This is a genomic window from Streptococcus nasisuis (assembly GCF_040836615.1).
Lineage (GTDB): Bacteria > Bacillota > Bacilli > Lactobacillales > Streptococcaceae > Streptococcus > Streptococcus suis_V.
In genome coordinates, this window is record NZ_CP162268.1 from 1147341 (window position 1) to 1169432 (window position 22092).

At 43.5% G+C, this 22092-nt stretch carries 22 protein-coding genes and 1 pseudogene; 12 read left to right on the top strand and 11 right to left on the bottom strand.

What is annotated here, in order from left to right:
• The first annotated feature begins 70 nt into the window (after positions 1–70).
• Positions 71–1081, top strand: coding sequence for a 6-phosphofructokinase (pfkA, locus tag AB1F57_RS05860; RefSeq protein WP_318829835.1), 1011 nt, complete (start codon positions 71–73; stop codon positions 1079–1081).
• Positions 1082–1145: 64 nt separating this feature from the next.
• On the top strand, positions 1146–2651 hold the full coding sequence (gene pyk / locus AB1F57_RS05865) for a pyruvate kinase (protein ID WP_105138015.1): 1506 nt from the start codon (positions 1146–1148) through the stop codon (positions 2649–2651).
• A gap of 88 nt (positions 2652–2739) precedes the next feature.
• Here pyk and AB1F57_RS05870 read toward each other — a convergent pair whose 3' ends face one another.
• On the bottom strand, positions 2740–3846 hold the full coding sequence (locus AB1F57_RS05870) for an NAD(P)/FAD-dependent oxidoreductase (RefSeq protein ID WP_367986262.1): 1107 nt from the start codon (positions 3844–3846) through the stop codon (positions 2740–2742).
• A gap of 84 nt (positions 3847–3930) precedes the next feature.
• On the opposite strand from AB1F57_RS05870, the gene AB1F57_RS05875 reads away from it, so the two are divergent.
• From AB1F57_RS05875 to AB1F57_RS05900, 6 genes are all read left to right on the top strand, one after another.
• The gene (locus AB1F57_RS05875; RefSeq protein ID WP_105138013.1) at positions 3931–4548 is read left to right on the top strand and encodes a GDSL-type esterase/lipase family protein; all 618 of its coding nucleotides are present in this window, start codon (positions 3931–3933) and stop codon (positions 4546–4548) included.
• Positions 4549–4600: 52 nt separating this feature from the next.
• Positions 4601–5143: a signal peptidase I gene (gene lepB, locus AB1F57_RS05880; RefSeq protein WP_105138012.1), complete on the top strand. Its 543-nt coding sequence runs from the start codon at positions 4601–4603 to the stop codon at positions 5141–5143.
• Between the two features lie 187 nt (positions 5144–5330).
• On the top strand, positions 5331–7142 hold the full coding sequence (gene glmS, locus AB1F57_RS05885) for a glutamine--fructose-6-phosphate transaminase (isomerizing) (protein ID WP_367986263.1): 1812 nt from the start codon (positions 5331–5333) through the stop codon (positions 7140–7142).
• Positions 7143–7290: 148 nt separating this feature from the next.
• Positions 7291–7932 carry an amino acid ABC transporter permease gene (locus AB1F57_RS05890; protein ID WP_105111849.1) on the top strand — a complete coding sequence of 214 codons (642 nt, stop codon included), beginning with the start codon at positions 7291–7293 and terminating at the stop codon, positions 7930–7932.
• A 9-nt stretch (positions 7933–7941) separates the two neighbouring features.
• Positions 7942–8574 (top strand): amino acid ABC transporter ATP-binding protein, encoded by a 633-nt coding sequence (locus AB1F57_RS05895; RefSeq protein WP_167785251.1) that lies wholly within the window; start codon positions 7942–7944, stop codon positions 8572–8574.
• A 14-nt stretch (positions 8575–8588) separates the two neighbouring features.
• On the top strand, positions 8589–9425 hold the full coding sequence (locus AB1F57_RS05900) for an amino acid ABC transporter substrate-binding protein (protein WP_167785358.1): 837 nt from the start codon (positions 8589–8591) through the stop codon (positions 9423–9425).
• Between the two features lie 39 nt (positions 9426–9464).
• On the opposite strand, the gene AB1F57_RS05905 is transcribed toward AB1F57_RS05900, so the two are convergent.
• Genes AB1F57_RS05905 through AB1F57_RS05915 form a run of 3 tightly spaced genes read right to left on the bottom strand, consistent with a single transcriptional unit; the run spans position 9465 to position 11929 of the window.
• A complete protein-coding gene (locus AB1F57_RS05905; RefSeq protein ID WP_167785252.1) occupies positions 9465–10661 on the bottom strand; it encodes a cation diffusion facilitator family transporter in 1197 nt (398 codons plus the stop codon).
• Positions 10662–10717: 56 nt separating this feature from the next.
• On the bottom strand, positions 10718–11170 hold the full coding sequence (locus tag AB1F57_RS05910; protein ID WP_024392706.1) for a threonine/serine exporter family protein: 453 nt from the start codon (positions 11168–11170) through the stop codon (positions 10718–10720).
• Positions 11171–11173: 3 nt separating this feature from the next.
• Positions 11174–11929, bottom strand: coding sequence for a threonine/serine exporter family protein (locus AB1F57_RS05915; protein WP_174853069.1), 756 nt, complete (start codon positions 11927–11929; stop codon positions 11174–11176).
• A 159-nt stretch (positions 11930–12088) separates the two neighbouring features.
• On the opposite strand from AB1F57_RS05915, the gene AB1F57_RS05920 reads away from it, so the two are divergent.
• Together AB1F57_RS05920 and AB1F57_RS05925 are read left to right on the top strand one after the other, a co-directional pair.
• On the top strand, positions 12089–12514 hold the full coding sequence (locus tag AB1F57_RS05920) for a MarR family transcriptional regulator (protein WP_170239158.1): 426 nt from the start codon (positions 12089–12091) through the stop codon (positions 12512–12514).
• 21 nt (positions 12515–12535) lie between these two features.
• Entirely contained in the window at positions 12536–12895 is a 360-nt protein-coding gene (locus AB1F57_RS05925) for a DUF1304 domain-containing protein (protein WP_105138006.1), read from the top strand.
• A 38-nt stretch (positions 12896–12933) separates the two neighbouring features.
• On the opposite strand, the gene AB1F57_RS05930 is transcribed toward AB1F57_RS05925, so the two are convergent.
• From AB1F57_RS05930 to AB1F57_RS05960, 7 genes are all read right to left on the bottom strand, one after another.
• Positions 12934–13788, bottom strand: a complete 855-nt coding sequence (locus tag AB1F57_RS05930; RefSeq protein WP_170239156.1) for a DUF4097 family beta strand repeat-containing protein — start codon at positions 13786–13788, stop codon at positions 12934–12936.
• Entirely contained in the window at positions 13775–14362 is a 588-nt protein-coding gene (locus AB1F57_RS05935) for a DUF1700 domain-containing protein (RefSeq protein WP_170239155.1), read from the bottom strand. Before AB1F57_RS05935 ends, AB1F57_RS05930 begins: the two co-directional genes overlap by 14 nt.
• Positions 14363–14369: 7 nt before the next feature.
• On the bottom strand, positions 14370–15437 hold the full coding sequence (locus AB1F57_RS05940; protein WP_170239154.1) for a DUF4097 family beta strand repeat-containing protein: 1068 nt from the start codon (positions 15435–15437) through the stop codon (positions 14370–14372).
• A complete protein-coding gene (locus tag AB1F57_RS05945) occupies positions 15434–15751 on the bottom strand; it encodes a PadR family transcriptional regulator (protein ID WP_105111841.1) in 318 nt (105 codons plus the stop codon). Before AB1F57_RS05945 ends, AB1F57_RS05940 begins: the two co-directional genes overlap by 4 nt.
• A 149-nt stretch (positions 15752–15900) precedes the next feature.
• Complete coding sequence (locus tag AB1F57_RS05950; RefSeq protein ID WP_367986265.1) at positions 15901–16299, bottom strand: DUF5684 domain-containing protein; 399 nt, start codon at positions 16297–16299, stop codon at positions 15901–15903.
• Between the two features lie 118 nt (positions 16300–16417).
• Positions 16418–17638, bottom strand: coding sequence for a peptidase T (gene pepT, locus AB1F57_RS05955; protein WP_174853066.1), 1221 nt, complete (start codon positions 17636–17638; stop codon positions 16418–16420).
• 9 nt (positions 17639–17647) lie between these two features.
• Complete coding sequence (locus AB1F57_RS05960) at positions 17648–18463, bottom strand: Cof-type HAD-IIB family hydrolase (RefSeq protein ID WP_367986266.1); 816 nt, start codon at positions 18461–18463, stop codon at positions 17648–17650.
• A 339-nt stretch (positions 18464–18802) separates the two neighbouring features.
• Between AB1F57_RS05960 and AB1F57_RS05965 the strand changes: the two genes are divergently transcribed.
• Positions 18803–21493 (top strand): SEC10/PgrA surface exclusion domain-containing protein, encoded by a 2691-nt coding sequence (locus tag AB1F57_RS05965; protein ID WP_367986267.1) that lies wholly within the window; start codon positions 18803–18805, stop codon positions 21491–21493.
• Positions 21494–21645: 152 nt separating this feature from the next.
• Positions 21646–22079 (top strand): annotated as a pseudogene (locus AB1F57_RS05970) (YbaK/EbsC family protein).
• Positions 22080–22092 lie beyond the last annotated feature (13 nt).

Below are 22092 nucleotides of genomic sequence, written 5' to 3' on the forward strand. Positions count from 1 at the left end.
AAAAGACGAGCAAGATCTAGTCAAGTGTGTTATAATAAGGCAGTTAAATTGAAAATTGAAGGAGCATATAATGAAGCGTATTGGTGTTTTGACCAGTGGCGGTGACGCACCTGGTATGAATGCTGCCATTCGTGCAGTTGTTCGCCAAGCAATCTCAGAAGGAATGGAAGTATACGGTATCAATGAAGGCTATGCTGGAATGGTTGCCGGAGATATCCATGAATTGTCTGCACGCTCAGTAGGAGATATCATTTCTCGTGGTGGTACCTTCCTCGGCTCAGCTCGTTATCCTGAATTTGCCCAATTGGAAGGTCAATTAAAAGGGATTGAACAGCTGAAAAAACATGGTATTGAAGGCGTTGTTGTTATCGGTGGTGACGGTTCTTACCACGGTGCGATGCGTCTGACAGAGCATGGTTTCCCAGCAATTGGTTTGCCAGGAACAATCGATAATGATATCGTAGGAACAGACTTTACCATCGGTTTTGATACAGCTGTGACTACAGCTATGGATGCCATTGATAAGATTCGTGACACATCTTCTAGTCACCGTCGTACCTTTGTGATCGAAGTAATGGGTCGCCATGCAGGTGACATTGCCCTTTGGTCAGGTATCGCCTCAGGTGCGGACGTTATCGTTGTGCCGGAAGAAGAGTTTGACATCAAGGATATTGTTGCTCGCATCAAGGCAGGTTATGACAATGGTAAGAAACATAGCATTATTGTCTTGGCAGAAGGTGTTATGCCAGCAGCTCAATTTGCTGAAGAATTGAAAGCAGCTGGTGATACAAGTGACCTTCGTGTGACTGAACTTGGTCACATCCAACGTGGTGGTTCACCAACAGCTCGTGACCGCGTTCTTGCGTCACGTATGGGTGCTCACGCTGTTAAATTGCTCAAAGAAGGCCGTGGTGGACTTGCTGTCGGTATCCGCAATGAGCAAATGGTGGAAAACCCAATCCTTGGTACTGCCGAAGAAGGTGCCTTGTTTAGCCTCACTGCAGAAGGTAAGATTGTCGTTAACAATCCGCATAAAGCAGACCTTGAAATGGCTGAGTTGAACCGTAACTTGTCTATCTAATAGATAGTCTAGAAAATTAGTTATTAAGGTCATAAGACCAGAAATAAGAAGGAGTTTAGTTAAGATGAACAAACGTGTTAAAATCGTTGCAACCCTTGGACCTGCGGTAGAATTCCGCGGTGGTAAGAAATTCGGTGAGTCAGGCTACTGGGGTGAGCAGTTGGATGTTGAAGCATCAGCTGAAAAAATTGCTCAATTGATTACTGAAGGTGCTAACGTTTTCCGTTTCAACTTCTCACATGGTGACCATGCTGAGCAAGGTGCACGTATGGCAACTGTACGTCGCGCAGAAGAAATCGCTGGCAAAAAAGTAGGTTTCTTGCTTGATACAAAAGGTCCTGAAATCCGTACTGAATTGTTCGAATCAGGCGAAGGTGAGTACGCTTATAAGACTGGTGACCAATTGCGTGTTGCCACAAAACAAGGTATCAAGTCAACTCAAGAAGTAATTGCCTTGAACGTTGCTGGTGGCCTGGACATCTTCGACGACGTTGAAGTTGGTAAGCAAATTCTTGTTGACGATGGTAAACTAGGTTTGACTGTTATTGCCAAAGATGAAGAAAAACGTGAATTTATCGTTGGTGTTGAGAATGATGGCGTTATTGCTAAGCAAAAAGGTGTAAACATTCCTTACACTAAGATTCCTTTCCCAGCGCTTGCTGAGCGTGACGATGCGGATATCCGTTTCGGTCTTGAACAAGGTCTTAACTTCATCGCTATCTCATTCGTTCGTACTGCACAAGACGTTGAGTCAGTTCGTGCTATCTTGAAAGAGACAGGTAACGAACACGTACAACTCTTCTCTAAAATCGAAAACCAACAAGGTATCGACAATATTGATGAAATCATCGAAGCTTCAGATGGTATCATGATTGCGCGTGGTGACATGGGTATCGAAGTACCATTTGAAATGGTTCCAGTTTACCAAAAAATGATCATCAAGAAAGTCAATGCAGCTGGTAAAGCAGTTATCACAGCTACAAACATGTTGGAAACAATGACTGACAAGCCACGTGCAACTCGTTCAGAAATCTCTGACGTCTTCAACGCTGTTATCGACGGTACAGATGCTACTATGCTTTCAGGTGAGTCAGCTAACGGTAAATACCCAGTTGAATCAGTTCGCACTATGGCAACTGTTGCTAAGAATGCTCAAACATTGTTGAATGAATACGGTCGTTTGACTTCAGATCACTTTAACCGTGCTTCTAAAACTGAAGTTATCGCATCTGCAGTTAAAGATGCTTGCCACTCAATGGATATCAAGTTGGTCGTAACAGTTACAGAAACTGGTTTCTCAGCTCGTCAAATTTCTAAATACCGCCCAGATGCAGACATTCTTGCAATTACTTTCACAGAGAAAGTTCAAAAATCATTGATGGTGAACTGGGGTGTTATTCCAGTAGTAACTGAAAGACCAGACTCAACTGATGATATGTTTGAATTGGCTGAGCGTATTGCTAAGGAAGAAGGACTTGTTGTTGCAGGTGATAACATTGTAATCGTTGCTGGTGTACCAGTAGGTGTAGCAGGTTCTACAAACACAATGCGTGTGCGCACCGTACAATAATAATTAAATTGAGAAGTCTATTGCGAAAGCGATAGACTTTTTTGCATGAACCAAATCAAAAATCCTACCATTTGGCAGGATTGTCGTATTATCTTTTAATATAATTGGCAGGCTCATAAGGACTTCTGTCAAAATTCGTATCCTTGCCCAGAATTTCTTTGGCAATTTGCCAGCCGATAAAGGGTCCATTAGTCAGCCCAGAAGAGCCCAGACCACTGGCCACCCAGATATTGTCCATTTCAGGAACAGTTCCGTAAAATGGTGCGTAGTTGGAGGTATAGGCCCTGGTACCAATACGAGTGCGGACCACAGGGTAGTTGGCCAAATCAGGCATAAATTCCGCAGATTTTTCATGCATGGTTTGGATTTTTGCAGGGTCAAGGCTCAAATCATAGCCCATATTATCCTCATGGGTGGCCCCGACAATGATTTTTCCATCCTCAAACGGCAGGATGTCAATTTGACCATAGGGCATGCAGACTGGCCAGTCGCTGGTATCAAAATCTGTATCCAATTCCAGAAGCTGACCTTTTTGTGGACGGACATCTACCTGATAGCCGAGAGGTTCCAGCATATCTGGCAACCAGGATCCGGTCGCTAGGATAATGTGGTCGGCAGTTAGTTCTCGCCTATCCAGCTGAACAGTTCCTTTATCTATCAGTCTAGCCTGTCCCTGCAATAGAGCTCCGCCATTTTCCAAAAACTTTTCCTGTAACAAGTCAATCAGTCTTCCACCGTCGATACGGCCGCCGCCTTCCAGGTGGATACCGTAGAAATCAGGCTTGAGTGGTGGTAGATAGTTGCTGACTTCTTGTCCTTCAAGAGTAGTGATGTCTCCAATGGTAGGGGTGTCTAGCCTGCGGTCTTCTGCGATTTTCTTGATTTTGTCCAGGAGTTCGGGCTTGCTTTTGAGGCCAATGGTTCCAGTTTGCTTGAAGGGGATGTCCTTGGCTCCTGCACTTTCCAAATCAGCTACCAACTGGCGGTAGAAGACAGCACCTTGTGAGGTCAGGCGGTACCAGTCCTTGTTTTTCTTCTGGGCCATCCAGGGGCAGATAATGCCAGCAGCAGCACGGGTAGCTGTACCAACACCGTGGTCAATCAGGGTCAGGTCAATATTGCTATCTTGAGAAAGGTAGAAGGCAGCGGTTGAACCAACAATGCCTCCACCAATAATGATGACATGTTTCTTCATAATGTTCATTATATCACAAATTTAGGAGTTTATTTATTTTTTCCCCCATGTTACAATAGAATCTAGAAATCAAGGAGAGAGATTGTGTCTGATATTATGTATCCAGAGGTTCTGACGCTTGGGAGCGGAGCCGTCAAAGTAGCAACAGTGGGAGACAGTCTGACCTATGGTTATGGGCTGGACAATCGTGAAAAGGATGCTTATCCGTCTATTTTGGCTGAAAAATTGGGTCACCACTACCAGGTGTCCAACTTTGGTCTCAGCGGTCGTTCCCTACAATCGACAGCAGATTTTCCCTATTTCAAGGAAGAAAATGCCCAACTGTCCTTGGAGAGCGAGGCTGACATCGTCATCATCATGATTGGTAGTAATGATAGCCGGGGACCTTACTGGAACAAGGAAGGCTTTCAGCGAGAGTATAAGGAAATGGCAGAGCGTTATATGAATTTGCCCAGCCAGCCAGACGTCTACCTGGTTATCCCGCCTTTCGTGCCAACCAGCCGCTTCGGCCTCAATAACCAGATTATCGAGGAAGAGTTGCAGGCTATCATTCCTCAAATCGGTCAGGAGCTGGGCCTGCCTGTCATCAATCTCTATCCCGTAACCAAGGGGAAATTGGAGTACTATAGCGACGGTCTTCATCTCAGTCCGCTGGGCAATCAGGTCATTGCCCAGGAAATTTATTGTCACCTCCAAGGGTAAATGTCAAGTATTTTCATGAAAATATGCTATACTAATAGAGATTGGAGAGATTATGGTAAAGAGAGACCTTTTTCGCCAACTCTTATTGTTGGTATTGCTGATTTTAGGAATTATTGGGCTGAGGGTATGGTTGTTTGAACCAGTGCGTATTACTTCAACCATGGCCAATGACTACATTAAGCGAAATGATGTCATTATCGCCCTAAAGAATACAGAACTCAAGCATGGGGAATTTGTCCTATACGAACACGAGAGCAAGGAATATGTTAGCAGGATTATCGCCCTCGAAGAGGAAACAGCGACCTATCTAGATAATGTTCTCTACCGCAACCAAAAGATTGTGCGTGAGGATTATTTGGAGCTTATCCCGGAGCAGGAGTATTATACGGAAGACTTGACGATTGAAACCCTAACAGGCGGGGAGTTTCAGGTTATTCCCAAAGGTAAGATTCTGGTCTTAAATGATAATCGAATGGACCGGAATGATAGCCGCAGCTTTGGTTTGATTGATCAGAGTGACATTATAGGGCGCTTGAGCTTTAGAATCAGCCCCTTGTCAGAATTTGGCTTTATTGAAACAGGACTGACCCAATAGAGGTTGGTTCTTTTATTTTCAAGAATTTTCATCGAAAATTAAAAGTTGACTATACCAATTTAATGATTGACAAGTTTATAAGTCTGTTATATACTGTTTTTACCGGTCTTTTAAGCTGAAAATCTGACTAGACCAATTTATTGAAAATGAATGAAAGTCGGTGGAGAAAACACCGAGGTGATAGGATATGTGTGGAATTGTTGGTGTTGTAGGAAATACAAATGCGACTGATATTTTGATTCAAGGTTTGGAAAAATTGGAATACCGTGGTTATGATTCAGCTGGTATTTTTGTAACCGGTGGTTCAGAAGACCACCTGGTTAAGGCTGTGGGTCGTATTGCAGAACTGTCCGCTAAGGTAGGGGATAAGACAGATGGCACAGCTGGTATCGGCCATACACGCTGGGCTACCCATGGCAAGCCAACTGAAAACAATGCCCACCCTCATACATCCCAAACAGCTGGCCATATTCTGGTCCACAATGGTGTGATTGAGAACTATGCTGAAATCAAGGCAGACTACCTGGCAGGCCATGATTTTAAAGGGCAAACGGATACTGAAATTGCTGTTCATTTGATTGGACAATTTGCCTCAGAAGGTTTGTCAACTTTGGAGGCTTTCAAAAAGGCACTTCATATCATCCAAGGTTCTTATGCCTTTGCTTTGATTGATGTGACAGATGCGGATACGATTTACGTTGCTAAGAATAAATCACCGCTCTTGATTGGTCTGGGTGATGGCTACAACATGGTCTGCTCCGATGCCATGGCTATGATTCGTGAAACCAGTGAATATATGGAAATTCACGACAAAGAATTGGTTATCGTGAAAAAAGACAGTGTTCAAGTTATGGACTACGACGGCAATGCTATCGAACGTGGAAGCTATACTGCTGAGCTTGATCAGTCTGATATCGGTAAGGGAACCTATCCTTACTACATGCTCAAAGAAATTGATGAGCAACCAGCTGTCATGCGTAAATTGATTGGCGCATACACAAATACTGATGAACAAGTAACAGTTGATGCGGAGATTGTCAAGGCAGTACAAGATGCTGATCGTATCTATATCCTAGCAGCTGGTACTTCCTATCACGCAGGATTTGCAGCAAAAGACTTCATGGAGAAGTTGACGGATACACCAGTTGAGCTGGGGATTTCTTCTGAATGGGGTTATAATATGCCGCTCTTGAGCCAAAAGCCCCTCTTTATCTTCATCAGCCAGTCTGGTGAGACAGCGGATAGCCGTCAGGTTTTGGTTAAGGCCAATGAAATGGGCATTCCAAGTTTGACGGTGACAAACGTTCCAGGCTCTACCCTGTCTCGTGAGGCCAACTACACCATGTTGCTCCATGCTGGTCCAGAAATCTCTGTTGCTTCGACCAAGGCCTACACTGCTCAGATTGCAACTCTAGCTTTCTTGGCCAAGGCTGTTGGGGATGCCAATGGAAATACCTATGCCAAGGAATTTGATTTGGTACACGAATTGTCCATTGTTGCCCAGTCTATCGAGGCTACTTTATCAGAAAAAGATATTATTGCTGAGAAAGTGGAGAAACTGCTTGGTACAACTCGAAATGCCTTCTATATCGGACGTGGCAGCGACTATTACGTTTCTATGGAAGCGGCTCTCAAGCTCAAGGAAATTTCCTATATCCAGTGTGAAGGTTTTGCTGCTGGAGAGCTCAAGCATGGTACCATTTCCCTGATCGAAGACGGTGTGCCGGTTTTGGCCTTGATTTCAAATAATCCTCATCTGGCCAGCCACACCCGTGGAAATATCCAGGAAGTGGTGGCGCGTGGTGCCCATGTCATGACCATCGTTGATGAGGCCATTGCCAAGGAAGAAGATGACTTCATAGTGACTAGTGTTCACCCATTCTTGTCTACCATTGCTATGGTTGTACCAACCCAGTTGATTGCCTACTATGCGACGCTCCAACGTGGTCTGGATGTGGACAAACCGCGTAACCTGGCGAAATCAGTAACAGTTGAATAAGCTTGCAAATCCACCTGTAAATTTGGTGGATTTTTGCATGAATATTCGATTTTTGTGTGAAATTTATGAAAAATTCTGACAAATTTCTTTCAAATCGCCCAATTTTCTGCTATACTAGATAAGATAATAACTCTTTTGGGAGATGTTTATGGATTATATTTTGGAAGTCTTGCCCCCCTTGGTGGATGGTGCTTTAGTCTCCTTACAAGTATTTGTTTTAGTATTAGTCTTGTCCTTGCCTTTGGGAGCTGTCTTTGCCTTCCTCATGCAAATCAAATTCAAGCCCTTGCAGTGGCTCTTGCATTTTTATGTACTTATTATGCGAGGGACCCCTTTGCTCCTGCAATTGATTTTTGTCTACTACGTCTTGCCGAGTGTGGGGATTACATTTGACAGGATGCCAGCGGTGATTACCGCCTTTACCTTCAACTATGCGGCTTATTTCTCTGAGATTTTCCGTGGAGGAATTGAGGCTATCCCAGCTGGTCAGTATGAGGCGGCTAAGGTCTTGAAATTTACACCTCTTCAGACTATTCGCTACATCGTCTTGCCCCAGGTTGTCAAGATTGTCCTACCAAGTGTCTTCAATGAAGTCATGACCCTGGTCAAGGATACCTCTTTGGTCTACGCCCTGGGAGTCAGTGACTTGCTCTTGGCCAGTCGAACTGCTGCCAACCGTGATGCTAGTCTAGCACCTATGTTTATTGCAGGGGCCATTTACCTGCTCATGATTGGAGCGGTTACGCTGGTTTCTAAACAGGTTGAAAAGAAATTTGATTACTACAAATAGGAGGAAGTCATGTTAGAATTACGCAATCTATCCAAACGATTTGACAACAAGCAGATTTTCTCCAACTATGATTTGATCATCCCGGAGGGGAAAATTGTCGCCATTGTTGGTCAATCCGGTGGTGGTAAGACTACGCTTCTCCGTATGCTGGCAGGTTTGGAGACCATTGATGAAGGTACTCTGATTTACAATGGTCAAGAACTGCCAGTCGAGGAATTGGAGAAACGACATTTGCTGGGCTTTGTTTTCCAAGATTTCCAGCTTTTCCCCCACCTTTCAGTATTGGAAAATTTGGTCCTCTCCCCTATTAAGACACAAAATATGTCGGCTATAGAAGCGGAAGACAAGGCCCGTAAACTTCTGGAAACACTAGGCCTGGCCAACCACGCAGCAGCCTATCCTTATTCTCTATCAGGAGGGCAGAAGCAGCGTGTGGCCCTGGCTCGGGCCATGATGATTGATCCTGAGATTATCGGCTACGATGAGCCGACTTCGGCATTGGATCCTGAGCTGCGAAAAGAAGTTGAAAAGCTGATTTTGGAAAACCGTGCGACAGGAATCACGCAGATTGTGGTAACCCACGATATGCAGTTTGCTGAAAATATCGCAGATGAAATTATCAAGATTGAACCGAAACATTAAAGAGGTAAGACATGATGAAAATGAAAAACATAATTCTTGGAGCAACAGCTCTTGTAACAAGTTTGGCCCTTGCAGCCTGTGGCTCAGGCAGTTCTACTACAGAGTCAGACAATTGGTCTACTTATGAAAAAGACAAGTCAGTGACCATTGGTTTTGATAAGACCTTTGTCCCAATGGGATTTGAAGAAAAAGACGGTCAATACACTGGTTTTGACATCGAATTAGCAACAGCTGTTTTTGAAAAATACGGTATTACGATTGATTGGCAACCGATTGACTGGGACTTGAAAGAGACGGAGCTCAATAACGGCAATATTGATATGATTTGGAATGGCTATTCCATTACAGATGAACGCAAGGAAAAAGTTCTTTTCTCTGATGAATACATGGATAACCAGCAAGTTTTGGTGACCAAGAAATCCTCTTCTATTGCTGATCCAGCTGGCATGAAGGACAAGGTTCTCGGTGCTCAAGCAGGTTCTGCAGGTTATTATGCATTTACATCTCAGCCTGAAATTCTTAAGGACCTGGTAAAAGACGGTGATGCTAGTCAGTATGCGACCTTCAACGAGGCCCTTATCGACTTGAAAAATGACCGTATCGACGGGCTCTTGATTGACCGTGTGTATGCCAATTACTATCTGCAAAAAGAAGGTATCATTGATGACTACAATATCATTGATGCTGGCTATGCTAACGAGGCCTTCGGTGTTGGTGTTCGTAAGTCAGACAAGACCTTGGTAGACAATATCAACAATGCCTTTACAGAGCTTTATAAAGAAGGTAAGTTCCAGGAAATCTCTGAAAAATGGTTCGGAGACGATGTGGCAACTGATGCTGTGAAAAACTAAGCAAATAAAAATTCTCAACCGTCATTTGGCTGAGAATTTTTATTTGCTTAGTTTTTTAGAAATCTGATGGAAGACGGCTGTCCATTCTTCGTGGCGGCGCCAGAGAGAGGTGTGGACATAGTCACCAATTTCAAAGGTGACCAGTTTGGATTTTTGACTGACAGATGTCATCTGATAGTTGGATAAGTAGGTGGACTGGACCTGGTGCTGTTCCAGCATGCCATCCTTGTCATGATAACGTCCTTTGGCATCGATGAGAAGGTAGTTCTCATCAATTAAAGTCTCATATCCAGTAGCATGTGCTTGTATCTCTGTTTCAAATCGGAAGAGTTTATCATAAACGTGTTCATACATCTCATCGTGTGGAATTTCAGATGGTTCTACGTGTATATCTACATCAAAAACACCATGTTTGAGTGTTAGGAGTTGCTCAACCTGTTCGGTTATTTCATGACTTTCATAAACGGACAGATCCGGATTCATTTCGAGGACAATATCTAGATAGATATTGGCACCATAGGTGCGACCACGTTGTGACTTGACAGAAACAATTTTAGGAAGTTTGAGAATATCTTCTTCGTATTTTTTCAATAAGTTTTCATCAAAACCATCTGAGAGTGTGAAAAAGCTCTCCATAAAAATATCATATGCAGTTTTTAGAATGAAAAAGGTGATGATGATAGCAGCAATTTTATCAACAATTGGGAAGTTAAAGGCAGCAGCAAAGATTGCGATAGAGGTTCCAATGGAGGTAACAGCGTCAGATAGATTGTCCTTGGCAGCAGCTTCAAGTGCTTTAGAATGAACTCTTTTCGCTAGGCGATTATTATAAAAATATACGGCCAACATAACGAGTGCGGAGAAAATACCTACTATTGCCCCTAGGATGTCTACCTCGACTGGAGAATTACTAATTATTTTTTGTAAGGTATCATAGAGGACTTGAAAACCAACGACGAACATGATGAAAGAAGTCAACAAACTAGCGAGGTCTTCCATTTTCCAATGTCCGAATTTATGGTCGGTGTCAGCAGGTTTTTGGGCCATTTTCAAGCCGATCAGCACGGCCACATTTCCGATGATATCAGAGAGGTTGTTGAAGGCGTCGGCTCGAAGTGCATCGGAATGAAAGACTTGACCTGCAGTCAGTTTGATAATTGACAAGACAATGTAGGTCCCTATTGATAGTAAGGCTCCACGTTCAGCAAGCTTTAGATTGGAAACAGTTTGGTTCATGGCATCTCCTTTAATAAGTTTTCATTGTAACAAAAAGCCCCCCTATTTTCAAGGGGTTAGACTGAATTTTTATGAGCATTCATGACCTTATAAAGGCGTAATAAGATAGTGCCACTTGCCATACCAATTGGGATAACCAAAGCTAGTGTCAATACGGTTGTAATATTGGTGAGGGCTTGAGCATATTCGCCTGAAACAAAATAGGTAGTAGACATGTATGCACGGTAGCCGGGAACAAGTGGTGCAAGTATAGCCAATGAAAAGATGACGGAGGGTGTTTTTAACCAAATACTCATGATTTGACTGACACAGGATCCGATAATTGCTGCGAAAAAGGTAGCAATCAAGACATTTGTTGGTTCCAATAGTAAAAGATAAATAAGCCAAACAAGCATTCCTAGGAGACCACCCGGAATCAACATTTTCTTTTGTACATTGAGAACAACTAAAAAAGCAGCAATAGCGATGTAAGATGCAATCGCCTGAAATAAAAAATTAATGGAAGTCATACCTTACCTCACAAGCATCAGGGCGACTGTAGTTCCAGCACCAAGTGATAAAATAATCAGCGCAGTTTGAAAGAACTTGGTCATTCCAGTATTAATATGGTTGGTCATCAGGTCCCTCACAGCATTTGTGAATGCAATACCAGGTACAAATGGCATGACCGCACCAGCGTTAATCAGGTTTGGATTGATGGTAAGGTTTGTATGGGTACTTAGTATGTAGGATGTGAGTGAGAACACAAAAGCGCCGACAAAAGTTGTGACAAAGTCAATTCCAATATAGCGATCTACAATGAGAGAGAGAGGAAAAGCTAGGGCAGTGGCAAGGACAGCGCCTGCAGCATCTAAAAGCGATCCACCAAACATAATGGTAAAAAAAGGAGCAGCGACCACTGCGGCCAAGGTTACTTGGATATTATTATATGGTGGTTTTTGTTGTTTAATTCTATTTAACTGTTGCCAAGCTTCTTCCAAACTTATTTCTTCATTGGCAAGAGAGCGAGAGACCTGATTGACATCGCAGACCTTCTGCATATTGTAGCTGGAGGAGACAATTCTCTTCATCCGGGAAATGTTGGTGTGGTCAATGGAAAAGAAAATGGCCGCTGGAATGGCCAGCACATTGGCATCCATTATCCCTTGAGAATGGGCGATGCGAATCATGGTATCCTCCACCCGATGAATTTCCGCCCCGCTTTGGAGTAAGATGCTACCGGCCAGCATAAGCACGTCAATGACCAGGTCTTGCTCTTTTTGTTTCATTTCATCCCTAGCTCTTTCCTTGGTATTTTAGTTTATTATATCAAAATCAGCTCTGGGAAGAAGGATTTTTATAAATAATGAGCAAAATAGTTGAAAAATATTCGGATTGTAGTATAATTGACCAGTCAACAATTGACAAATCAACAAAGAGGAGAAGTCATGTCAAGCATGGAAGAGGTACTTTACCAGCTGAAAATTACCGAAGAGGCCATTACCAATCTATTTGAAAAGCGGTTGGGGATTTCCCTGACCCGTTATCGGATTCTTCAGATTTTGCTAGAGGAGGCACCGCTTCACCAAACAGCCTTGCAGGAGAGGCTTGGAATTGACCGCGCAGCCATTAGCCGGCATCTGAAAATTTTGGAAGAGGCGGCCTACATCCGTCGTGAGCGAAACCCTGACAATCAGAAGGAAATTTTGGTTTACCCGACCAAGAAAGCGCAGAAGGATTTGATTGATAGCCCGCCCAACCAGCATGTGGTGGTCAAACGGGCTATGGAACATATCCTAACAGCTGACCAAGTGGAGCAATTTCAGCAGATTCTGACCAAGCTAAGTGCAGGCTTGAAAGACCTCCCTCTATAACTATTCTAAAGGAAATATAGCATGTCTATTTTTACAACTATTTTAGCTACCATCGTAGCTTTGGAACACTTGTACATTATGTATTTGGAAACTTTTGCTACTCATTCGGACTCGACCAGCCGTGTCTTTAATATGGCCAAGGACGAGCTGAAGCGCAAGTCTGTAACCACCCTGTTCAAAAACCAGGGAATCTACAATGGTTTGCTGGCCCTTTTCCTACTTTACGGAATTGTGACTGGCAATCTTGAAATTGTGACCATATTTGTTCTCTTTGTTATCGGCGCAGCTGCTTATGGTGCGATTACTTCAAACCTTAAAATTATCCTGACTCAAGGAGGTCCAGCCATTTTGACCCTCTTGTCACTTTTGTTATTTAAGTAGTCAAAAAGCCTCCGAGCTGGGGGGCTTTTCGTGTACTCTTACCGAACATAAATGTCGCCATTTTGGCTATGCAGGGTCAACTTGTTTTTTGCATTTGGATTGCCAAGAGTGGTTTGTTCGCTATCTTCATCAGCAGAAAGTTCTTCGATTGCAAGATTCTTCAGGCTTTCCTTATGAATGGTCAGGTCAATGTCACCGTCGTAGGCCAAGACATCATAGTTGCCGATGACTTGCAGCCCAGTGGCGCGAATGTTGCCATTTTCTACGGTCAAATGGTTGAGCTGGTCACTACTTGAGTCTTCCACATCTTCTAGTTTTACTTCCTGCAAATCAATATCTCCATCCCAGACTACGATGTTAGTTGAGTGAATGGTGGTTTTCTTGGCCAAGAAGTTACCGTTGTTGATAGAAATATCTAGTTTGTCAACGGTCATATCTTCAAGATTGGCATTTCCATCAAAGAGTCCGCCGGCCAATTCATCCAAGTGGCTACCGGCTGGCAAGAGCAGGGTCGGTGTGGTGTAGGTTTGGGTTTGGTTCTCTTGGAGCATTTTTATCCCTTCTAGGAAACCGTCATAGCGAAAACCCTGGTCGTTATTGTCTTCAATGGTTAGACTGCCATTTATCAGCTCGTAGACAATAGGACTGCCGTGTTTCTTGCTGACTTGAAAATAGAGGGTCGGTTTTTCGACATCACTTGTAGAGATTGTGAGATTGGTGGAGCTATTGATTTTTTGCAAGTTGTCAAATTCAACCTGCTGGACCTGGTAGGAATTTTCTAGGTGATTTCCGATTTCCTGCCAGCCACCTAGTAGGAGACCCAGCAAGGACAGAAGGAGGCCAGTTGCTAGGGTAATGAGAGTGTAGCGTGTGCTGGATTTAAGCTGTTTCATAGCGGTCTCCTTTCGGCAATAATTGTTGAATAAAGTGAAGGCTGGCCTGCAGGAGCTTGTGGCCGATAAAAATGGTCGCCTTGATGCCCAAAATTCCCAGAGCTATTCCAATCAAGGATAGGCCGGTGACCAGGATGCCTGAGCTGATAGCAGTGGTAAAGAGTTCAAAGGCTGATAGAAAGCCGGAAATTCCTAGGCTAATCAGGGCAATACAGAGGCTGGCCATGGCTAGAACCAGGGCTAGGACGAGGAGGATGAGGCTCACAAAGAGAGCCAAGACCACCAGACCCAGAATCAAGCCCATGGGAGCAGCCATGATAGACAGGGTTACCAGAAGTAGACGGTTGCTGGTACTAGGCTTTTCTCCACTGACTTCTTTCTCATAGAGATTGGCTAAAATATCACTAGCAGCTTGCTTGGGACTGCCCAATTCTGCGATGACCTGGTCTTCGTTCTCAGGTCCAGCCTCGTCAAAGTATTCATTAAAATGTTCCATAGCATCATGGAAATCTTCTTGTGGCAGGCGTTTGAGATAGCCAGCCAATTGGTTCATATAGTCTGCACGTATCATCATTTTCTCCTTATTTGACAGTAATACTGGAATCGCTTGCGTCCAAAATCAGAGTAGGGGTGATGCCCTCCAACAGGTATTCCAGGTGGAGCCAATCATCGTCACGTTCTAGGTGAGCAGCAATTTCCTGGGGCAAATGGAGCAGGCTATCGTCTGTTTCCGCTAGAAGATTGCTCTTTTGGGACATGCCCAAGGTGACCACAGAATCTTCGATTTCAAGGGCAAGTTCTCCCTGCCAGGTGGATTGGTTCATTGAAAGGTGACAATCCGTAATCTCCACATGCCCCTTGCCGAGGTTCAGACCGGTCAACATGAGGTTGCAATCTGCTGTCTGCCAGTCAAGGGTTGAACAACTAGAATCCTTGCACGTAAGGTTGATATCTTCTGTCTCCATGGTCCAGTTTTGGGCAGTGATGTGCTTGAAGGAGAGATTGCTGTCGCTGGTTTCTGTTACTATTAAGCGGTCCACAGTCAGGTTGTTGATAACCAGATTGGCATCGGTCAAACGAACATCAGCTGTGTGCAGGGCAGGTTTCTGGGGAAGTTTGAGGACAGTTTTTTGTCTGCTGTCTGAGTAAGCCATCCTAAAGTCCTTTGGTATCTCCATAGAAGAAAGGAGGAGTGTGTCGCCATCCAGGCAGAAGGTAAAGGGCTGGTAGTTGCCATCAAGAGAGGCAGGGGAGAGGAGGCTGGCGGAGTCCTTGTCCCAGCTCTCAATTATCAAGGTTTGGTCCTCCAGCAGGAGGTTAAGGCGTTGGAAGTTTGGCAAAGGGGTCTCCACAGTCTCAAAGTCGAGGGGCTTGGTGTCCTTGAAGCTGAAGTTCTTGAAAAAATTCTTCCAGTCCCAGGTCAAATCAACACGTGGTGGCTCCTGGTTCTCTATCAGGGCATCTTCAGGCAGGTTGGCTATGATTTCCTGGGCAGCAGAGCTCGGATCACCTAGCTCTGCGATAGTCGCCTGGTCATCATTTCGGTCGTCGAAGTATTCTTGGAAATAGTCCAGGGCCTCTTGTTTGGCGGTTGGATTGAGTTTGTTGAGTGCTTGTTCAAGTTGTATTAAATAATCTGCGCGTGTCATTTTCGTAGGCTCCCTTCTATAATTCCGTCGATATTGTCCTTGTAGGCTGTCCATTCTCCCTTGAGGAAGGGAATGTGGTTGCGGCCGGCAGGAGTAATGGTGTAGTATTTGCGTTTGCGTCCTTGAAATTCCTGGCTGTAAGTGGTTACATAGCCGGCCTTTTCCAGTTTTTTCAGAATGGGATAGAGCGTGGACTCTTTTATATCGGCCACTATCTTGATGGTTTGACTGATTTCATATCCGTAGGAATCCTGCTTTTCCAGCATGGCCAAAATCAGAAATTCTATCAAGATAGAGGAAACGGGGTAGTACATAAGCTCCCTCCTTTTGTTATGTAAATATTTTATATATAAATAATATACCCATCATTTCCTAAAGTCAAGTAATTATATAAATTTTTTATATATTTTTTAAAAAAAGTAAAAGCAACCCTTCCAGCTAGAAAAAGTTGCTTCATTTGATATTAGTCGATAAAGAAAGTTTGTGGACCTTGGTAACGGCTTTCGTCATTGAAGGCGAAGTAGACATTGAAAAGTGGTGTAAACAAGACATAGAAGATGGCTTGAATATCAGACAAACCAAATGCTTTACCATAGCAGTAAGTCAAATAAATACCATAAAGTGGTCCAGCAAGTGGGATGAGTAGGAATAGGATAAACCAGCCCTTGTCTTCGCCGAATGTGATACATTGTTGGACATAAAGGTTGTAGAAAGGAATGAGGGATTTCCAACCAGCATAGCCAGCTTTTTTAAAGAGGATGAAGTTGGAAACGGCAAGGAGGACATACCAAATGAGTGAAAAAATCATACCGACTCCCCAAAGCCCAACTAAAATACCTTGTGCAAATGTTTCTTCTGTCATAATAAAACTCCATTTCTTTTTGATGGTTCTATTATAACAGTATTATTTGAATAATACAATAGTTATATCGAACAACTTTCAAAAAAGTAGATTTTTTCAGAAAACCTACTTTTCCTTCTTATTTGTAAGCTACAATACCTAAAATCACATCAACAGCTTTTTCCATGGTTTGCAGGCTAACGAACTCGAAGCGGCCGTGCATGTTTTCACCACCTGCGAAGATATTTGGCGTTGGAATGCCCATGAAGGAAATCTTAGAGCCGTCTGTTCCTCCACGAACTGGCTCGATAATAGGAGTGATGCCCAAGTTTTCCATTACTTCTTTGGCGATGGTAATCGGTGTCATATCCTTCTCGATGATTTTCTTCATGTTGTAGTACTGGTCCTGGAGGTTGACGATGATGCGTGGCGTATCAAAGCTGGCATTCATCTTGTCCGCAATATCCAGCATGAGCTGCTTGCGGGCCTGGAAATCCTCTTCCTCAAAATCGCGGATAATGTATGTGGTAGACGCAGTATCTACACTACCTTCCATATTCATGAGGTGGAAGAATCCCTGATAGCCCTCCGTAAGTTCAGGACGGTCTGCCTCTGGTAGGGTATTGTGGAAATCAATGGCTAGCTGGAAGGCGTTGATCATCTGGTCTTTGGCAGTTCCCGGATGGACATTTCGGCCTAGGAAGTCAATCTTAGCAGCAGCAGCCGAGAAGGTCTCGTACTGGAGCTCGCCAAGGGCACCACCGTCCATAGTATAGGCAAAGTCCACGTCAAAGTCTTCAACGTCAAATTTATCGGCACCGACACCAATTTCTTCATCTGGTCCAAAGCCGACACGGATTTCACAGTGCTTGATATCTGGATTGTTAACCAAAAATTCAATGGCCGTCATGATTTCAGCAATACCAGACTTATCATCTGAACCCAACAAGGTTGTACCGTCAGTGGTAATCAAGGTCTGACCGTGGTAGTTGCCCAGTTGTGGGAAATCTTTTGGATGGAGTTCATAGCCAGAAGTTCCAAGCGCAATCGGATTTCCGTCATAATTTTCAATGATTTGAGGATTGACCCCTTCAGCATTGAAATCCGCCGTATCCATGTGGGCAATAAAGCCGATTTTACGGGTCAGGCTAGGATCGTTGGCAGGTAGGGTTCCCACCGCAAAGCCGTTAGGTAGGTAGCGGACATCCTGCAGACCGATGCGTTTCATCTCAGGCAGGAGGATGTTCTGGGCAAATTCGACCTGGTTTTGAGTAGATGGAGTGGTGGTTGAGTTCTCATCAGAGCGGGTATTTTCTTTGACGTAGACTAAAAATCGTTCGAGTAGTGTTGGGTATTTCATGTGGTCTCCTTACTTGTTCAAAATGTATTTTTCAATGGCCTTGGCCACACCGTTGTTTTCATTGCTGTCGGTGATATCTTGGGCAATGGCCTTGACTTGCTCATTCGCATTTCCCATGGCAATGCCCAGTCCTGCAAAGGCAATCATTTCCAAGTCATTATTGGCATCGCCAACAGCCATGATTTCCTCAGGCAATATTCCTAGACGGTCAGCCAATTTTTTCAGCCCAGAGGCCTTGCTGGCACCGTTTGGTAGGATTTCCAGCAGGTATTCTTGACTGCGAACGGTCGAATATTTCTGGCTGAGGACAGGATTGTGGGTATTTTCAAAAGCATCAATGGCCTCTTTTTCACCGACAAACATGGCTTCAAAGAAGCGGTGTTTGCCAGATTTTGCTTCTTCTAGGTTGATGGAAATAGGTGTCATCCCGACCAGGCTGGCATCATGAACAACGGTTTCATTTGCTTTTTGTGCAACGACAAAGAAATGGTCTTCGTCGAAGAGTGTGAGTTGAACCTCATCAGTATTTGTAAATGTGTCAAGGTAGTCCAAGTCTGTCTGAGTCAGCTCCTCCCAGTCGATCAGACTCCAATCCTTGGTCAAATGGGTCGAGCAACCGTTGTTGACGATGATGTACTCGTCTTCTTGGTCAAAGCCCAGCTGTTCCACAAAAGGCTTGACACCGACCAGGGGACGACCTGTGCAGAGTACGACGGTCACACCAGCAGCAACAGCCTGGTGGATGGTATCAATCTGTGGCTGGGTCAATTCCTTCTTCTCATTAAGCAGGGTTCCGTCCATATCAAGGGCGATTAGTTTAATCATAGTCACCTCCGTATAGTTCTGATATTAGTATAGCATAAATTGAAAAAAGTCGGAATCAATAGTGGAAGAATCCAAAAAATAATCAGGAAAATTTCTCTATTTTTGCTAGAAATATTTTTGACAAATCTGTAACAAAAACTTAATGTTTTGAAGAAATCCAAGCGGGTAAAGGACTTGATGAAGTTAGCTTAAAAAAAGCAAATAAAAATAAGGAAAATCATACCTGTCGGAGCTTGCAAATGCTATCAAATAAGGTTAGAATAGAGAAGCGAGTATAATAATGACTCACCTGTAATATGTTTTTATATTAAACTCATGCTAAGAATGTAGGAGAAACGAATGACGAAGAAGATTGCAAAAACAGCAGGTTTTGCTGCTGCAACAACATTGGCCGTCCTAGGACAACAAGCAGTAGAAGCTAGTGAAGTAGTCGTGCCGGCAGAGCCAGTAGCTGATCAGGTATTAACTACAGAAGCAACAGATGCAACAACCACTACCGATTCTACAAGTAGTGAAACAGCTTCTCCAGTAACAGAGGAAGAGGTTATCGCTGCTGAAGACGTTTATAAGGCAGCTGAAGCTGAGCAAGTAGCCCAAGAAGAAGTTGTGGCAACTGCAACTGCGGAAATGGACAGCACTCAGGCACAATTGGACCAGATTGATAGTGAGATTGCTGCAATTGACAGTGCTCAAACGATAATTGAGAATGCTCCTCAGATTATCGAGCAAACTGAATCAAAAATTGCTAGCGAGGAAGCAACGATTACTCCTGCTGAAACAGCTATTGCAACCGCAGAATCACTTGTGGCGACTGAGGCAACTGATTTGGCAACAGCTAAAGCTGGCGAAGTAGCAGCTAATCAAGTAGTGGCAGATGCTGAAACAGCTCTTGCTGATGTTAAAGCAGACTTAGCTGAAGTTGGTCTTGAAAGTGCTCAAACAGCAGTAGACAATCTCAAAACAACTGAAGCAAAGCAGATTCAGCAAGTTTCAAGCCTTGAGAACGCTGTCAAAGTAAATGAAACTGCTGTTACAAATGCTGAAAAGGCGCTGACTTCAGCACAAACAACTGCTAAGCAAGACTTAGATAAAGAAATCAGTCAAGTCAATGCAAAATTGTCAGCTAAGAAGACGGAGTTGGCAAATACACCAGCAACAACTACGACGACAACAAATACGGTTAAATCTGTAGTTGGTAGCAATAAGATTACCTTGCCAAGCTCTTACATCAACACAGCCTACCCTGCTCTTAAACAAATTGAGAATGCTGGTTATACAGGCTCTCCAGCTTTCACTAGTGTTGTAAATCAAAATAAATCAAAAATTGTAGTTGCCAGTCAACAAGGAACTTATGGTATTCAATGGGGCGGAAGCGGTGTGAACACCTACCAATCAATTGCAGCAGATAAAACTCGTACAATTGACCCGGCTAACCTTACCAAGGAAGTTCAAAATGAGATTGCACAGTTTACAGCAGAGATATTGAATGGGGTTCGTACACAACTGGGTTTAGCATCAGTTGCTGTGACAAGTTCAGCCCAAGATTTTGCTAAGCGTGTTGCAAGTGCTTACAATAGCAAAGGTTTAAGTACACTTAACCATGATTTCATAGCTATTGGTTCCGCAGCAACAGCAAGTGGTCTTAAATCTTTGGATAATCGTGGCTACGAGTCCTTGGGGGACTTTGGACATGCTACAACAGTCGATCAGTTAAAAGGGCTCTTCTACAACTCATTGGTTTATATGCTCTTTAACGATGAAGGTTCTAGCTTCGGTCATACGATTTCGCTCCTGCAAAATTCAGGCAATGATACTTATTATCTTGGTGCCACATCACGAGTTGCCTCAAGTCAATTCCGCAGTACCAAGGCTACGCAGACTCAAATTTACATGATTCCTTCGTCGAATATTGTAAGTTCAAACTTTAGTCAGACGCCAATTACTGGTACTACTAGCACAACAGTTGACAACACAAATGCGATTAACAAGCTCAAGGCAGAAATTAAAACTCTCGAGACAACATTGTCTAACTTGAAAAGTACTAACTTGGAATCTGCATCTATTGTTGTTGCAGCGAATCAAACACTTCGTACAGCTAAAAATCGTTTGCAAACAACTAAGGATAACTTGGCAACAGCGAAGACTACACTTGAGCAGACTCAGTATCAGTTGACAGTTGCTCAGAAGAATTTAGCTTCGCTTACTGCACAGAACCAACAACTCCTAACGAAACAAGGACAAGCTCAAACAGCACTTGCTAAAGCGCTTGTGGCTCAAAAAGCAGAGGTGGCAAAAGTTGCTCAAGCTCAAGAAGACTATGACAAGGCAGTAGAAGCTGAAACGGCTGCCAAAGACAAATTAGTCAAAATTCATGCTAGAATTGCTGGCTTGAAAGAGAAAATTACTGAGACAGAGAAATTGGTTGCAAATGCAACAACCTTGATTGCAGATAAAGAGCGACTAGAGACACAGAAATCTATTTTGGCTGGTCTCTTGTTGAAGCAAAAAGCAGACTTGGTTGAACAATATGATATCCTTAAGGATAAAACTGCTCTGACTGTTGAAGCAAAAGAAGAGTATCTTCGTCTGCTCAACTTGTACCGCTTGGCAACTGGGAACAATGTCTTCCAGCTTCCTGATGGAACAATTGTTGCTGTACCAGCGGTAGCTCCTACAGCTGACGCATTGCCAGAAGGTGAACTTCCTATTCTTACTACTCTAGTATCTCCTACAAATCTAGGAAACACACCAACGGAAGGCTCAAATATTCCTCAAGATTCAGGAGTTGCAGCTGCTGGTGGTGCCGGTGCTGCGGGTGCAAATGGTTCAGCTGGAACTGTTAACCTTACTTCTTTGAGTGCGGGTGTTGCTCCTGCTCAAGGCACAAGCCAATCAAATTCTGCTAAGTCAGAATCTGAAAAAACATTGCCAAAAACATCATCAGTAAATTCAGATATCATGGCAGTTGTTGGTATGATGTCAATGGGACTTACTTTTGGACTCGCAAAAAAGAAACGCGATGAAATCTAATATTCATGATTAAGGGAATCGATTTGATTCTCTTTTTCTTATTACTGAATTAAAACATACTCTCTAATAGAATATCAATATAGAGAAAAAGAGGTGTCCTTATGTATGAAGAACTGGTTTAAAAATTAAAGCAGTTGGGAATTTCTTATGATATGGTTGAGCATCCTACTGCCCTGACAACCCAGGAGGCTGATTATTATATTGAAGGAATGGAAGGTGTGCGGACCAAGTCCATGTTTTTGACCAATAGGAAAAAGACGGCCTTTTATCTCTTGATTATGGACGACCAGAAACAGCTGGACATGGAGGCTTTAAGGAAATGGTTGGTGCCAACCGCATTCGCATGGATGCAAGCGACAGTCTCTGGGAAAAAATGCGGTTGCCTGCGAAGACAGTTTCCATCTTTGGTTTGCTCAATAATCCCCAAAAAGATATTGAAGTCTATTTTGATAGGGAAATCTTGACGGAAAAGATTCTGACATTTCATCCAAATATAAATACCAAGACAATTTTTGTGGCAACCCAGGATGTTCTTGCTTTTGTAGAAAGTTTGGGTTTTGATATCCATATCGTCGACCTGCCATAGGATAATAAAGCTC

What these genes read in the sequence shown, in the direction of transcription:
- pepT (WP_174853066.1), bottom strand. Translation starts at nt 17,638, where the DNA reads ATGAAATACCCAACACTACTCGAACGATTTTTAGTCTACGTCAAAGAA.
- AB1F57_RS05890 (WP_105111849.1), top strand. Translation starts at nt 7,291, where the DNA reads ATGGATTATATTTTGGAAGTCTTGCCCCCCTTGGTGGATGGTGCTTTA.
- pyk (WP_105138015.1), top strand. Translation starts at nt 1,146, where the DNA reads ATGAACAAACGTGTTAAAATCGTTGCAACCCTTGGACCTGCGGTAGAA.
- AB1F57_RS05900 (WP_167785358.1), top strand. Translation starts at nt 8,589, where the DNA reads ATGAAAATGAAAAACATAATTCTTGGAGCAACAGCTCTTGTAACAAGT.
- AB1F57_RS05950 (WP_367986265.1), bottom strand. Translation starts at nt 16,299, where the DNA reads ATGACAGAAGAAACATTTGCACAAGGTATTTTAGTTGGGCTTTGGGGA.
- AB1F57_RS05920 (WP_170239158.1), top strand. Translation starts at nt 12,089, where the DNA reads ATGTCAAGCATGGAAGAGGTACTTTACCAGCTGAAAATTACCGAAGAG.
- AB1F57_RS05905 (WP_167785252.1), bottom strand. Translation starts at nt 10,661, where the DNA reads ATGAACCAAACTGTTTCCAATCTAAAGCTTGCTGAACGTGGAGCCTTA.
- AB1F57_RS05965 (WP_367986267.1), top strand. Translation starts at nt 18,803, where the DNA reads ATGACGAAGAAGATTGCAAAAACAGCAGGTTTTGCTGCTGCAACAACA.
- AB1F57_RS05960 (WP_367986266.1), bottom strand. Translation starts at nt 18,463, where the DNA reads ATGATTAAACTAATCGCCCTTGATATGGACGGAACCCTGCTTAATGAG.
- AB1F57_RS05895 (WP_167785251.1), top strand. Translation starts at nt 7,942, where the DNA reads ATGTTAGAATTACGCAATCTATCCAAACGATTTGACAACAAGCAGATT.
- glmS (WP_367986263.1), top strand. Translation starts at nt 5,331, where the DNA reads ATGTGTGGAATTGTTGGTGTTGTAGGAAATACAAATGCGACTGATATT.
- AB1F57_RS05910 (WP_024392706.1), bottom strand. Translation starts at nt 11,170, where the DNA reads ATGACTTCCATTAATTTTTTATTTCAGGCGATTGCATCTTACATCGCT.
- AB1F57_RS05870 (WP_367986262.1), bottom strand. Translation starts at nt 3,846, where the DNA reads ATGAAGAAACATGTCATCATTATTGGTGGAGGCATTGTTGGTTCAACC.
- pfkA (WP_318829835.1), top strand. Translation starts at nt 71, where the DNA reads ATGAAGCGTATTGGTGTTTTGACCAGTGGCGGTGACGCACCTGGTATG.
- AB1F57_RS05930 (WP_170239156.1), bottom strand. Translation starts at nt 13,788, where the DNA reads ATGAAACAGCTTAAATCCAGCACACGCTACACTCTCATTACCCTAGCA.
- AB1F57_RS05925 (WP_105138006.1), top strand. Translation starts at nt 12,536, where the DNA reads ATGTCTATTTTTACAACTATTTTAGCTACCATCGTAGCTTTGGAACAC.
- AB1F57_RS05915 (WP_174853069.1), bottom strand. Translation starts at nt 11,929, where the DNA reads ATGAAACAAAAAGAGCAAGACCTGGTCATTGACGTGCTTATGCTGGCC.
- AB1F57_RS05945 (WP_105111841.1), bottom strand. Translation starts at nt 15,751, where the DNA reads ATGTACTACCCCGTTTCCTCTATCTTGATAGAATTTCTGATTTTGGCC.
- AB1F57_RS05940 (WP_170239154.1), bottom strand. Translation starts at nt 15,437, where the DNA reads ATGACACGCGCAGATTATTTAATACAACTTGAACAAGCACTCAACAAA.
- AB1F57_RS05935 (WP_170239155.1), bottom strand. Translation starts at nt 14,362, where the DNA reads ATGATGATACGTGCAGACTATATGAACCAATTGGCTGGCTATCTCAAA.
- lepB (WP_105138012.1), top strand. Translation starts at nt 4,601, where the DNA reads ATGGTAAAGAGAGACCTTTTTCGCCAACTCTTATTGTTGGTATTGCTG.